The 13724-nt window shown below is 64.8% G+C and carries 12 protein-coding genes; all 12 read right to left on the bottom strand.

All coding sequences use genetic code 11. The annotated features are described in order from the left end of the window. Positions 1-3: 3 nt before the first annotated feature. The 12 genes from AC0L20_RS19895 to AC0L20_RS19840 all read right to left on the bottom strand — a co-directional run bounded on the left by AC0L20_RS19895 (position 4) and on the right by AC0L20_RS19840 (position 13702). The gene (locus AC0L20_RS19895) at positions 4-939 is read right to left on the bottom strand and encodes a carbohydrate kinase family protein (RefSeq protein WP_473291151.1); all 936 of its coding nucleotides are present in this window, start codon (positions 937-939) and stop codon (positions 4-6) included. Positions 940-944: 5 nt separating this feature from the next. Continuing rightward, positions 945-2591 carry an FGGY-family carbohydrate kinase gene (locus AC0L20_RS19890; RefSeq protein ID WP_473291148.1) on the bottom strand — a complete coding sequence of 549 codons (1647 nt, stop codon included), beginning with the start codon at positions 2589-2591 and terminating at the stop codon, positions 945-947. A 38-nt stretch (positions 2592-2629) separates the two neighbouring features. Next, positions 2630-3403 carry an SDR family NAD(P)-dependent oxidoreductase gene (locus AC0L20_RS19885; protein ID WP_473291142.1) on the bottom strand — a complete coding sequence of 258 codons (774 nt, stop codon included), beginning with the start codon at positions 3401-3403 and terminating at the stop codon, positions 2630-2632. 32 nt (positions 3404-3435) lie between these two features. After that, complete coding sequence (locus AC0L20_RS19880; RefSeq protein WP_473291138.1) at positions 3436-4443, bottom strand: ABC transporter ATP-binding protein; 1008 nt, start codon at positions 4441-4443, stop codon at positions 3436-3438. A gap of 16 nt (positions 4444-4459) precedes the next feature. Beyond that, positions 4460-5290: a carbohydrate ABC transporter permease gene (locus tag AC0L20_RS19875; RefSeq protein ID WP_007608460.1), complete on the bottom strand. Its 831-nt coding sequence runs from the start codon at positions 5288-5290 to the stop codon at positions 4460-4462. 3 nt (positions 5291-5293) lie between these two features. Next, positions 5294-6166 (bottom strand): carbohydrate ABC transporter permease, encoded by an 873-nt coding sequence (locus AC0L20_RS19870; protein WP_473291133.1) that lies wholly within the window; start codon positions 6164-6166, stop codon positions 5294-5296. A 90-nt stretch (positions 6167-6256) separates the two neighbouring features. Beyond that, positions 6257-7570: an ABC transporter substrate-binding protein gene (locus tag AC0L20_RS19865; protein WP_473291129.1), complete on the bottom strand. Its 1314-nt coding sequence runs from the start codon at positions 7568-7570 to the stop codon at positions 6257-6259. 287 nt (positions 7571-7857) lie between these two features. Further along, a complete protein-coding gene (locus AC0L20_RS19860; RefSeq protein WP_473291127.1) occupies positions 7858-8808 on the bottom strand; it encodes a sugar-binding transcriptional regulator in 951 nt (316 codons plus the stop codon). An 8-nt stretch (positions 8809-8816) separates the two neighbouring features. Then, positions 8817-9482 carry an HAD family hydrolase gene (locus AC0L20_RS19855; protein WP_473291124.1) on the bottom strand — a complete coding sequence of 222 codons (666 nt, stop codon included), beginning with the start codon at positions 9480-9482 and terminating at the stop codon, positions 8817-8819. Positions 9483-9556: 74 nt separating this feature from the next. Further along, the gene (locus AC0L20_RS19850; protein WP_473291121.1) at positions 9557-11473 is read right to left on the bottom strand and encodes a nitric oxide reductase activation protein NorD; all 1917 of its coding nucleotides are present in this window, start codon (positions 11471-11473) and stop codon (positions 9557-9559) included. Between the two features lie 10 nt (positions 11474-11483). Beyond that, positions 11484-12296 carry an AAA family ATPase gene (locus AC0L20_RS19845; RefSeq protein WP_473291117.1) on the bottom strand — a complete coding sequence of 271 codons (813 nt, stop codon included), beginning with the start codon at positions 12294-12296 and terminating at the stop codon, positions 11484-11486. Positions 12297-12355: 59 nt separating this feature from the next. After that, positions 12356-13702, bottom strand: coding sequence for a cbb3-type cytochrome c oxidase subunit I (locus tag AC0L20_RS19840; RefSeq protein ID WP_473291113.1), 1347 nt, complete (start codon positions 13700-13702; stop codon positions 12356-12358). Positions 13703-13724 lie beyond the last annotated feature (22 nt).

The raw sequence follows: 13724 nt of genomic DNA, 5'->3' as shown, positions 1-13724 counted from the left end.
GGCCTACGAGCTCCAACTGATCTCGTGACTCCACGGCGGATCGGCACGGGGACGGGTGCAGGTCAGCCCGGCGCAATTGGCGGCAAAGAACAGTGCACGACGAAGCTCGTCTGCGCCGATATCCTTCAATTGCTCTCGGGGAAGACGTTCCTGCTTGTGCAGGGCGAACAACAACGCCGCCTGAAAACTGTCGCCCGCGCCGATGGTGTCAGCGACCACGACTTTGGGGGCGGCGACCTCGATCTGCCCTGCCCCCGCATGCCACGCGATCGCGCCGTTGTTGCCACGGGTGATGACGACCAGGCTCGCGCCACCCGCGAGCAGCGTGCTCGCACGCTGGTGATATGGCTCGTCGCCGAACAAATAGGCAAAATCGACATCCGACATCTTGATGAGATCGGCGCTGGCCGCAAATTCGGTCATGCGCGCGAGATAAGCCGGTTTGTCCTTCACGAGGTTGGGTCGGCAGTTCGGATCAAAGGAGATTGTCGAGGACGCCCGCGCGTCCGCGATCAGGGCCTTGGTCTCGGTCGCGCCCTGGTCGTTAACGAGTGTGGTCGAGCCGACATGGAGAACTTCGACCGTATCGAAGGGAATGGAGCCGCGCCGGTAGGCCCAGTTCCGCGCCGCGGTCTCGGCGTCGTAGAACGCGTAATGCGACTCGCCCGCGACGATACGAACGAAAGCGAGCGTGGTCTGGTGATCGCTGCTTGTGGCGAGCGCGAGCTCGACATTGGATGCAGCGGCGTGCTCGGCGATCATGCGCCCGAACAAGTCCGTCGAGATCCCGCCGACAAAGCCGGTCGGCGCGCCGAGCCGTGCCATGCCGATTGCGACGTTGAGGCAGGAGCCGCCGACCGCCGGCATCACCGCTTCGCGCCCGTCGGTGTTTCGCGTCGGGACGAAATCGATCAGCGCATCGCCGCAGGAAATCAACATCCGTCTCAACCTCTCGCGACGTCGCGCATCGCGGCACGGCTGCCGCGATCGACCTCACGCAGCAGCTTGTAGACCTCGCGCTTGCGGGCGTGAAAGGCGGCGATGTCGGGCGTGGTCGGCTCGCTCTTGCGTCCCAGCGCCGACATCTTTGCCATGGTCTCGCCGATCGAGGCATAGGCGCCGCCGGCGACGGCGCCGAGCATCGCGGCACCGAGCAGCACAGGTTCTTTGGTCTGCGGCAGCGCGACCGTGAGGCCGGTGGTGTCCGCCATGATCTGCCGCACCAGCGGACTGCGGCTGGCGCCACCGCCCATGATCATGATGCCGGCATGAACGCCATGCGCCGCAAAGGCCTCGATCACTTCGGCAAGCCCATAGGCTAGCCCGCACAGACCGGCGACGAACAGCCGTTCCATCGAGGCGATGCCTGTGTCGAGATCGAGGCCTGCGATCACCGCGCGCGTGTCAGGGTCGGCGTAGGGCGAGCGGTTGCCGATGAATTCAGGAAGTACATGGACGTCGCTGGCCAGCAGCGCGGCACGGCTGGCGTCGCCTGCGCGCGCGATGATGCGGCGCTCGAGGAATTCGATGAGGTCGAGGCTCTCGATGCGCGCCGCCGCGCTCGCCTCGGCGTGACCGGGGTGCGACTTGAGAAGATGGTCGATCGCAGCGCCCGCAGCCGACTGCCCGCCCTCGTTGAGCCAGAAATTTGGTACCATGCCGGAGTAATAAGGACCCCACACGCCCGGCACGAAGCACGGTTCCCTCGTCGTCGCCATGATGCAAGCAGACGTTCCCATGATGTAGGCAAGGCGGTCGGAGACATCTGTCGCGCCGTCCGATTCATCGCGCCCGCCGATCGCCCCGATGCCGCCGGCATGCGCATCGATCAGGGACGCTCCGACCGGTGTGCCCGCTGATAGGCCGAGATCGGCCGCGGCAGTGCGGGAGAGACCTGCACCCAGGCGCGTACCGGGGGCGACGATCTCGGTGCCGATCCGGGCGTATTTCTCGTTGACGAAATCCGACAGGCCGATGCGCTTGAAGAATGGCGCGCTCCAGCCGCCGCCGTCATGGGCGAGATAGTTCCATTTGCAGGTGACCGTGCAGGTCGAGCGCTGAAGCGAGCCGGTTGCGCGCCAGGTCAGGTAATCCGCCAGATCGAAGAAGTGCCCTGCAGCATCGAAGCTCGCGCGCATATGCCGCTTCAGCCACAGCAGTTTCGGCATCTCCATCTCGGGCGAGATCGAGCCGCCGACATAGCGCAGCACGGCATCACCGGTTTCGTTGATCAGCCGCGCCTCGGCCGTGGCGCGGTGATCCATCCAGACGATGACGTTGCGCTGCCTGTCGCCGGAGGCGCTGACGGTGAGCGGCTCGCCTTGCCGGTCGAGCACCACGAGGGAGCAGGTGGCATCGAATCCGATACCGCCGACGCTGTCAGGCGCGATGGCGGCTTCCGCCATCGCGGCCCGCACCGACGCCGTGCAAGCGTCCCAGATATCCTGGGACGATTGTTCGACGATGTCGCCGGCCTCGTGCCATATCCTGATCGGATGCCGAGCGATCGCCAGCAAGGTGCCCGCCTCGTCGAACACCCCTGCCCGCGTGCTATTGGTCCCTACATCGACGCCGATATACGCTCGCGGCATTGTCGCCCCCGGAAGCTCTCGTCAGTTTTGACGCAAGCCTACCAGCAAGTGTAGCCGCCATCCACCAGCACGATGCTGCCGGTCATCAGGCTCGCGGCCTCGGACGAGAGGAACAGCACCACCGAGGCGATCTCCTCGACCTGCCCCATCCGCGCCATCGGGGTTCCACCGATCCAGGCGTCGTACATTCTCGGATTGCTCTTCACGAAGGCGTTGAGCGGCGTCTCGATATAGGTCGGCGCCACCGCGTTGACGCGGATGCCGCGCGCTCCCCATTCGGCCGCGAGCGATTTCGTGAGATGGTGCACGCCGGCCTTGGACGCATTGTAGAAGCACTGCTCCTGCGGTTTGTTGACGATGAAACCGGACATCGATCCGACATTGACGATGGCGCCGCTCTTCGCTTTCAGCATGTGCTTGCCGAACTCACGACAGCACCAAAAGGTGCCGTTGAGATTGACGTCGATGACGTTGAGCCAGTGCTCGTCGGTCACGGTCTCCGCGGGCGTCTCGCTGCGGGCGATGCCGGCGTTGTTGACGAGGATGTCCACCTTGCCGTGGCGCGCGACGAGGTCGCCCGCCACCTCCGCCACGCGCTTGGTGTCGGTGACATCCATGATCGCCGTCTCAGCGTCGAAGCCCTTCGCCTTCAGGCTGGCTTTCGCACTATCGGCGACTTTGCTGTCACGATCGCCGATGATGACGCTGGCGCCGGCTTCAGCCAGCGCTTCGGCACAGGCGAGCCCGATGCCCTGCCCGCCGCCGGTGATGAACGCGGTCTTGCCGTTCAGCTTGAATTTTTCCAGGTACATTTTGGTCTTTCCGGTTTTCTTGCCGTTTCTTGTCAGTTCCGAATGGCGTTACCGCTCGCGTCGAAGCGATGGACGCGCGCGGGCTCCGGCACCAGCGATACATGATCGCCGGCGTGCAGGCTCAATTCACCGATGTAGCGCGCCGTCAGCATGCCGAGCTGACCGGCATCGACATAAAGGAAGGTGTCGCTGCCGAGATGCTCGGCCACCGCGATCGTTCCCTGCCAGCCGCCGGCACCGTCGCGCTCGATCTTGAGATGCTCCGGCCGTACGCCGATCGTTGCCGCGCCCTTCTGCAGAGCGTGCTCGCCGGTGACGAAGTTCATCTTGGGCGAACCGATGAAGCCGGCGACGAAAAGGTTGGCCGGCTTCTCGTAGAGCTCCAGCGGCGAGCCGTATTGCTCGATCTTGCCGCCGTTGAGAACCACGATCTTGTCGGCCATGGTCATGGCCTCGACCTGGTCGTGGGTGACATAGATCGCGGTGGTGCCGAGCTGCTTCTGGAGCCGCGTCACCTCGATGCGCATCTGGACGCGCAGCGCCGCGTCGAGGTTGGAGAGCGGCTCGTCGAATAAAAACGCTTTGGGCTCGCGGACGATGGCACGCCCGATCGCGACGCGCTGGCGCTGGCCGCCGGAGAGCTCGCGCGGCTTACGGTCGAGATAGGGTGCGAGGTTCAGCGTCGCGGCGGCGGCCTCGACCTTGCGGTTGATCTCGTCCTTGGAAAGGCCCGCCATCTTCAGGCCGAAGCCGATGTTGCCGCGCACGCTCATATGCGGATAGAGCGCATAGGACTGGAACACCATCGAGAGCCCGCGCTTGGCGGGCGGTGTATCGACCACGTTCTTGCCGTCGATCAGGATCTTGCCGCCAGAGACGTCCTCGAGCCCCGCGATCAGCCGCAAGAGCGTGGTCTTGCCGCAGCCTGAGGGACCTACGAACACCACGAAGGAGCCGTCGGCAATCTCGAGGTCCGCGCCCTTGATGATGTGCACGGGGCCGAAGGATTTCTGCACGTCCTGAAGTGTGATCTGACCCATGATCCGGCAGCCCTTCCTACTTTACCGCGCCAAAGGTGAGCCCGCGCACGAGCTGCTTCTGGCTGAACCAACCGAGGACGAGAATGGGCGCGATCGCCAGCGTCGACGCCGCCGACAGCTTTGCCCAGAACAGCCCTTCCGGGCTCGAATAGGACGCGATGAACGTGGTGAGCGGCGCAGCGTTCGAGGTCGACAGATTTAGCGTCCAGAACGCCTCGTTCCAGGCCAGGATCAGGTTCAGCAGCATAGTCGATGCGAGCCCCGGGATCGCCATCGGCGTCAGGACATAGACCAGCTCGCGGCCGATCGTGGCGCCGTCCATGCGCGCGGCTTCCAGGATGTCGCGCGGGATCTCCTTAAAATAGGTGAAGAGCATCCAGATCACGATCGGCAAGTTTCCCAGGCACAGGATGAAGACGAGGCCGATGCGGGAATCGAGCAAGCCGAAGGACTTGTAAATCAGGTAGATCGGCACCAGCACGCCGACCGGCGGCATCATCTTGGTCGAAAGCATCCAGAGCAGGATGTCCTTGGTGCGTTTGGTCGGCGAGAACGCCATCGACCAAGCGGCGGGGATCGCGATCAAAAGCGCGATCAAGGTCGAGCCGCCGGCGATGATGATCGAGTTCATCGCGTGGAGGAAATAGTCGCTGCGTTCCTGGACCGTTGCGTAGTTCTCGGTGGTCCAGTGGAAGAACAGGAAGGACGGCGGAATCGCGAAGGCCTCAAGTTCGGTCTTGAAGCTCGCCAATACCATCCAGAGGATCGGGAAGAAGATCAGGAAGCCGAAGAACCACGCCCCGATCGTCGAGACCACCACCCGCTGCCTCGTCGCCATCCGCGCCATGTCTCAAGCCTCCAGATTGCGGCCGACGATGCGGACCAGGAAGAAAGCTACGACGTTGGCGATCACGACAGCGACGAGGCCGCCCGCCGAGGCGGTGCCGACATCGTACTGGATCAGTGCCTGCGAATAGATCAGGAAAGCGATGTTGGTGGTCGACAGTCCCGGGCCACCGCCCGTGGTGACGTAGATTTCGGCAAAGACGGTGAGCAGGAAGATCGTCTCGATCAGGATCACCACTGTGATCGGACGCGCGAGGTGCGGCAGGGTGATGTAGATGAAGGTCGAGATCGCGCTGGCACCGTCCATTTCGGCGGCTTCCTTCTGCTCCTCGTCGAGCGACTGCATCGCGGTGAGCAAAATCAGCGTCGCGAACGGCAGCCATTGCCACGACACGATCAGGATCACGGCGAGCAGCGGCGCGTCGGTAAACCAGTCGATCGGCGTCAGCCCGAACAGCGAGGCGATCCAGGCAAACAGCCCGGACACCGGATGCATCAGCAGGTTCTTCCAGACCAGCGCGCTCACCGTCGGCATGACGAAGAACGGCGCGATCACCATCAGCCGCACGATGTTAAGGCCGATCACGGGCTGGTCGAGCAGCAGCGCCAGCGGAATTCCGAGCAGGACAGTCAGCGCCAGCACCGAGCCGACCAGCACCAGCGTGTTCTGGAGCGAGGCGAGGAACGCGGGATCGGTGAGGAAGTAGCGGAAATTTTCCAGCCCCACGAACGATTCCGAGCCGGGATCGAGCAGGCTGTAATGCAGCGTCGAGAAATAGATCGTCAGCGCGAGCGGGACGATCATCCAGATGAACAGCAGCCCGACGGCCGGCGTCAGGAGCGTCCGTGCGAGAAGCTGCGTCTGCCGGGTCGCCATTGTTGGCTTCTCCGCTTGCGGGAAGAAGGCGGCCATCCATCCTTAGCGGTGGATGGCCGCAAGTCTGAGCTCAGGAGGGAGAGCTCGAGCTCACTTGATATAACCCGCGCGCTTCATCTCGCGCTCGGTTGAGGATTGCGCCGCGGTGAGCGCGGCATCGACCGTCATCGATCCCGCAAGCGCGGCCGAGAATTGCTGGCCGACCTGCGTGCCGATGCCCTGGAATTCGGGGATCGCCGCATATTGCACGCCGACGTAGGGCACCGGCTTCACCGTCGGCTTGTTCGGATCGGCGGCATCGATCGAGGCCAGCGTCAGCTTCGCGAACGGGGCGACCTTCAGATATTCAGGGTTTTGGTAGAGCGAGGTTCGGGTGCCCGGCGGCACGTTGGCCCAACCCTCCTTCGCAGCAACTGTCTTGGTGTAGTCCTTGCTCGTCGCCCAGGCGATGAACTTCTCGGCCGCTTCCGTCTTCTTCGAGCCCGCGGGGATCGCGAGATTCCAGGCCCACAGCCAGTTGGCATTCTTGCCCAGGCCCGTGTTGGGCGCCAGCGCGAAGCCGACCTTGTCCGCGACCTTGGAGTCCTTCGGGTTGGTGACGAAGGACGCCGCGACGGTGGCGTCGATCCACATCGCGCACTTGCCGGCATTGAACAGCGCCAGGTTCTCGTTGAAGCCGTTCGAGCTCGCACCGGGAGGGCCGGCCTGCTTCATCAGGTCGACATAAGTCGTGAGCGTCGCCTTCCATTCCGGGGTGTTGAACTGCGGCTGCCACTTCTCGTCGAACCAGCGTGCGCCATAGGAATTGGCCATGGCAGAGAGGAACGCCATGTTCTCGCCCCAGCCGGCCTTGCCGCGCAGGCAGATGCCGTAGACGCCGGTGCTCTTGTCGGTGAGCTTCTTGGCGGCGTCGACGACGAAATCCCAAGTCGGCTTTTCCGGCATCTTGAGGCCGGCCTTGTCGAACAGGTCGGTGCGGTACATCACCATCGAGCTCTCGCCGTAGAACGGCGCGGCGTAGAGCTTGCCGTCGACGGAGACCGCATCCTTGATCTTGGGCAGGAGGTCGGCGACGTCGTAGTCGGCGCCGAGATTCGCGAGCGGCACCAGCCAACCCTTCTTGGCCCAGATCGGCACCTCGTAGGTGCCGATGGTGAGGACGTCGAACTGGCCGCCCTTGGTGGCGATGTCGGTGGTGACGCGCTGGCGCAGCACGTTCTCCTCAAGCGTCACCCATTTGACCGATATATCGGGGTTCTTCTTGGTGAATTCAGCCGTCAGCCCCTGCATCCGGATCATGTCGCCGTTGTTCACGGTGGCGATCGTCAGGGTGGTTTCGGCCATCGCGGGGACAGCCAGCAACAGGCAAGACGCGCCGCAGACGGCGCTGAGGACGTGTTTCACGGTGACCTCCCTAGGATCGCGCTTTTGAGCATATGCCCACGCGTTGGGCGTATGTTCGACTGAGGGCGCGCCGTTGTCAAGCAGGCGCAAAGATGTTCGCGCAACTTATGAGTGCTGCGGTGCGGGAGTGATGAGAGTTGCCGCCTCGCACTCAGCTGTCATGCCCCGCGAAAGCGGGGCATCGAGTACTCCGTACCGCCTGTTGATTTGCCCAAGCGAGGCCGCGGCGTACTGGATCATCCGCCTTCGCGGATGATGACAGCAGTGCGAGGGGCGCGATCGCCGCCCTACCGCTCCAGAATCGCCCTTGCGGTCGCCTCGTCGGTGATCAGCCCGTTGATCAACCGTCCATTCAACGCCGCCGCGATCGCCGGCACCTTGGCCGCGCCGAGCGCGGCGCCGATCGTCGTGGTCTTCGCCGGGACTTCCGGCGGAATGCTGGTCAGGCGCCTGTTGGTGCCGGCCTTCAGCAGCCGTCCCTTGGAATCATAGGCCCAGCCGGTGATCTCGCCGATTGCCCCTTGCCGCATCATCTCGAACAATTCGTCGCGGGTGACGAAGCCGTCGACATGGACCTGCGCCTTCTGGTCCATCTGGCCGATGCCGACGAGGCGCAAATCCGCCTTGGCCGCGACCGCCTTCACCTTCGCGATCGGCTCGATCCGGACCATCTTGTTGCGCTCATCCTCGGATGACATCAGGAACGGCAGCGGCATCGGATAGTGCCGCGCGCCGGTGCGGTCGGCGAGCCGGCCGACGGTGTCGTAGAAGCTCGCCGAACCGTCGGCGGAGATGTTGCCGACCAGCGAGACGATCTGGTGATTGGGCCGGTCGATCGGCGTGACGCGCTCGACCGCGGCGCGCACGGCGCGTCCCGTCCCGAGCGCGACGATGACGGGGGTCTCCGAACGGAGGGTGGAATCGAGCAGGTTGGCGCAGCGTTCGGCAATGCCCGCTGTGGCCTGGGGCGCGGCGGAATCTGCCGGCACCACCTCGCAATGGGTAAGCTCGAAACGCTCCTTCAGACGCGCCGCCAATTCCATGCACGCGGCGATGGGATGTTCGAGCCGGAAGGTGATCAGCCGTTCGGCGAGACATAGCGACACCAGCCGCTGCGCCGACGCGCGCGACACCTGGAGCATCTTCGCGATCTCGTCCTGGGTGTGACCGGCAATGAAATACAGCCAGCCGGCACGCGCGGCGTCATCGAGCCTGGTCTTTTCGTTCTCGGCAGCCATGGCAGGCGTCAGGCGTCCTTCCAGAAATCGATCATGCGCGCGAAGACCCGGTCGGCCCCCGCATCCGAGAGTATAGCGTGCCCGTCGCGTCCGCGATAATGGCTGCCGCCGGCAAATCCCCAGACCATCATGCCGGCCGCCTTGCCCGCCTGCACGCCGCTCGCGCTGTCCTCGATCACCAGCGTGCGCGCAGGTTGCGCGCCCATCTGCTCGGCCGCGTGGAGAAAGAGATCGGGCGCCGGCTTGCCGTGCCTGACCATCTGCGCGGTGTAGATCCGGTCGCAGAAATGCGCCCGCAAGCCGGTGACGTCAAGGGAGAGCGCGACACGGTCGATGTCGCTGGACGAGGCCACGCAGAATGGTGTCCGCAATTCCGATATCACGGCGGCAACACCCGCGATCGGCTGGAGTGATCCGGCGAACGTGCTCAACACATGCGACTTCAAGCGCGGCAGAAAGCCGTCCGGCACGACCTGCCCGAGATCCCGATAATGCCGCTCGACCGCTTTGGTGCTGCGTCCGAGAAAGAGTTCGAGCGCCTGCTCCGGGCTCAGCGCGATGCCGCATTCGGCCAGCACGTCGGACAGACACCGACAGCTCAACAGCTCACTATCGACCAGCACGCCGTCGCAGTCGAAGATGATCAGATCGGGTTTCGGCCGGCCCTGGTCCATCCCGCCATTCGATCATATACCCATAGCATGGGCAATAGCTCACCAGAGAACGGAACGCCGCACCCTTTCCTGGATCAGTGCGCCACCTGCCGATAGATCGCCGGCAGCGCCGCGGGCAGTCGGCGGATATTACCGACGATGGCGTAGCCGCCGCGCCCGAACAGCGTCGGGAAATAGGATTGCGCGGTTGCGTCCACCGTGATGCCGAAGGCGGCGATGCCGAGCCGGCGCGCCTCCTGCACCGATTTGCGGGTGTCCTCGACCGCGAAACGGCCTTCGTAATGATCGACATCGTTCGGCTTGCCGTCGGTGAGGACGAGCAGCAGCTTCTTGCGCTGCGGCTGACGGGCGAGCTCGGCCGAGGCGTGGCGCACCGCCGCGCCGATCCGCGTGTAATAGCCGGGCTTCAGCGCGCCGATACGACGCTCCACTGCCCCGCTCATCGGCTCGCCGAAGGCCTTGACAGTTTCGAGCCGCACCCAGGACCGCCGGCGGGACGTGAAGGTCAGGATGCTGTGGTGGTCACCGCAGGCTGACAGGCCGTGCGAGAGCACGAGCAGCGCCTCCTTCTCGACGTCGAGCACGCGATGGCCCTCGACCCAGGCGTCCGTCGAGAGCGAGACGTCGACGAGCAGCGTGACGGCGAGATCGTGCCCCTGCGGGCGCATCGCGACATGGATACGTTCGAGACCGCCGCTGCTGCCGGCGCGAAGATCGCACCGCGCGCGCACGAGCGCGTCGAGGTCGAGGTCGTGCCCATCGGCCTGGGCGCGCATCAATTCGCGGCGCGGCCGCAAGATCTCGAAGCGTCTCCGCACCTGGCGAATGTGCCGGCGCATGATCTCGTCGGGCGACCAAGTCTCGCCGGTCTCGGACGCGGCGCCCGCGAGCACGCGGCAGTGATCGGGCAGGTAGGAGCTGCTGCGGTAGTCCCATTCGGGATAGCTGAAGTCAGCGTTCAGCGGCGAGGCATCAAGGGCTTCCGGCGGCAGGTCGAGATCGAATTTGAGCCGGCTCGCCGGCTTGCCGCTGCGACGACTGAGCGTGATCTCCTCGAGATCGTCGGCGGCCTTCTGCGCGTCCTCGTCCTCGCTGTCGTCAGCCGGACGGTCGACATTGACCATCTCGGCCATCGCGAGGATCTTTTCGAAGCGGTTGAGCACGAAGGCATCGCGGCGGTTGGCGTTGTCCTCGCGCTCGCGCACGGCAAAGCGCTTGCGATTGTCCTGGGCCACGGCATTCGCGCCCGGTGCGCACGCATCGTCGCCCGCATGCGCGGGCGAGAGCTCGCGCGTCCAGCAATCGCCCCAGAGCGGACACGGCAGCACCGAGCGATAGCCCGGCGGCGCCTTGTCCGGCAGCGGACCTGTTCCCATCATCGCCGGCCATAGCTGGCCCGCGGGCGCCTTTCCGGCCCCGAGCAAGGCGAGAGCGATCTGCTCGATCTCCTGCTCGAGACGCGGCAACGAACGTCGCGGCCGGGCCTCGGCCATTGCTGCGGCGAGCTGCGCGTAATCGGCGGCGAGCCCGGGAAACTGCGTGAGCACGAAGACCGCCGTCTCGCTCGCCCGGCGCAGGACCAGAAGGTCCCTCCGCAGCGGATCATCCTCCGTGATCGTCTCGATCGGCGCGACCGCGAACCACGCCGCAAGCCAGCGATAGAGGCATGCGTTGAGGTCGCGGTCGGCAAATATCGCAATGCGATCGGGGAGGAAGATGGTCGCGGCGTCGCGGCCCGGCTGTTCGAGACGTTCGTCTCCGAGGCCGATGCGCTGCCGCCAGCCGAGCCGATGGTCCGCTCTGCGTGCGCCTGCGCTTGCGATCTGAACACCCGTCTCGCCCCCAAGCGCACGGAACATCACCGCCAGCCGGCCTCTCACCTCTGCGAGCGCGACCGCGTGGTCATCGTGAACCGGATAGCTCGCGGTGCCGCCGACCATCCGGTGCCAGGCACGGCCGACCGTCTCCTCCAATTCGAGGAAGTCGAGCATGGAATCGGCCTCACCCAATCACAGCGCGCGTGACATCCAGCAGCGCCGCCTTGACGTCGGAATCGTCGGTCAGCGGCTCAATCATGCCGGCGAGCACGGCGTCGGCGATCGAGACTCCCGCCGCAATCAAGGTCGCGCAATACACCACGAGCCGGGTCGAGACGCCCTCCTCCAGATCATGCCCCTTCAGCGCCCGCAGACGTCCGGCAAGCGCAACCAGCGGCCGTACGCGATCCGGCGGCAGCCCGCTCTCGGCCGACACCACCGCAATCTCCTGCTCGGCGGGCAGGAAGCCGAACTCGATGGCGACGAAGCGCTGCCGCGTCGAGGGCTTCAACGCCTTGAGCAGGGTCTGGTAACCGGGATTGTAGGAGACGACGAGCATGAAGCTCGCGGGCGCAACGAGCTCCTCGCCGGTTCGCTCCAGCGGCAGGATACGGCGGTCGTCGGTGAGCGGATGCAGCACGATGGTGACATCCTTGCGGGCTTCCACCACCTCGTCGAGATAGCAGATGCCGCCCTCGCGGACCGCGCGCGTCAACGGACCGTCGGTCCACACGGTGTCGCCGCCGCTCAGCAGATGGCGCCCCGTGAGATCGGCGGCGGTGAGATCGTCGTGGCAGGCGACGGTGTGCAGCGGCAAGCCCAGCCGTGCCGCCATATGCGCCACGAAACGCGTCTTGCCGCAACCGGTCGGCCCTTTCAGCAGGACCGGAAGCCGGTGCCGCCAGGCATGCTCGAACAGCGCGCATTCGTTGCCGCTTGCGACATAGGCCGGTAGCGCGGGTGCCGGCGCGGCCAAGGCGTGAAGAGCTGCTTTCATGATCTCTCTCCGAAAATGTCTGAACCGGCGGCCGCGATGAAACGCGGCCGCCTTCACGCTTACTCGGCCGGCTGTAGCGCGGCGGGAATGGTCGCCTGCCTTTCGCGGCCGGGCACCAGCACGGCCCAGACGAACATCAGCGCGGAGATCGCGACGAACACACCGGAGCCGAGCCGCACCCAGTAGAAGAAGGCGAGCTGGTCCTGCACGTCCATGTAGCCCTGGCCGAGCACGCGCTGGAGATGGACCTGGACCACGCCGGCAAAGGTCAGCGCGAACGTCATGGTCATCATGGCCGTGCACATGATCCAGAAGCTCGTCATGCTGAGCCACTGGTTATAGGGCGCGCGTCCCTTGATCTGCGGGATCGCGTAAGCCATCACGGCAAGATTGAGCATCACATAGGCGCCGAAGAAGGCGAGATGGCCGTGCGCGGCGGTGACCTGGGTGCCGTGGGTGTAGTAGTTCACCGAGGACAGCGTGTGCAGGAAACCCCAGACGCCGGCGCCCAGGAACGCCATCACCGAACAGCCGACCGACCACAGCAGCGCGGCGCGGTTCGGGTGCTTGCGGCCGGCCTTCCAGGTCATCTGCACCGTGAAGATCACCATCGTGAAGAACGGCGCGACCTCGAGCGTCGAGAACAGCGAGCCGATCCACTGCCAGTAGCCGGGCGCGCCGATCCAGTAGAAATGGTGGCCGGTGCCGAGAATCCCCGAGAACAGCGCGAGGCCGATGATGACGTAGAGCCACTTCTCGACCACCTCGCGATCGATGCCGTTGAGCTTGATCATGAGATAGGCGAGCACGGAGGCCATGATCAGCTCCCAGACGCCCTCGACCCAGAGATGGACGACGTACCACCAGTACATCTTGTCGACCGCGAGGTTCGCCGGATTGTAGAAGGCGAACAGGAAGAAGATCGCAACGCCCCACAGGCCGAACAGCAGGATGTTGGTGACCGTGGTCTTGCGCCCCTTGAGCGCGGTCATGGTCACGTTGAACAGGAACATCAGGCAGACGACGACGATGCCGATCTTGATGATGAAGGGCTGCTCGAGGAACTCGCGGCCCTCGTGGTAGTGGAAGAGATAGCCCACGACCGCGACGCCTGCTGCGCCGAAGAACATCCAGAACTGGATCTTTGCGAGCAGCGGGCTGTACAGCTCGGTCTCTGTTTCCTCAGGCAGCAGGAAGTAGGTCGCGCCCATGAAGCCGATCAACGACCACACGATCAGCGCGTTGGTGTGGATCATCCTGACGATGTTGAACGGCAGCAGCACCGACAGCGTGTTGGGCAGGACGTAGATGGTCCCGGCGAGGAGGCCGAACAGGACCTGGGCCAGGAACAGGGTCAGCGCGCCGTAGAAATACAGCATCGCGACTTTCTGGGTCTGATATTTCATCTCGGATCTCTCTGTCTTGAAA

The sequence above is a fragment of the Bradyrhizobium sp. Kon58 genome (genome assembly GCF_055807455.1).
Note: the sequence above shows the minus strand (reverse complement) of the source record. Positions and strands in the feature narration are given on the sequence as shown.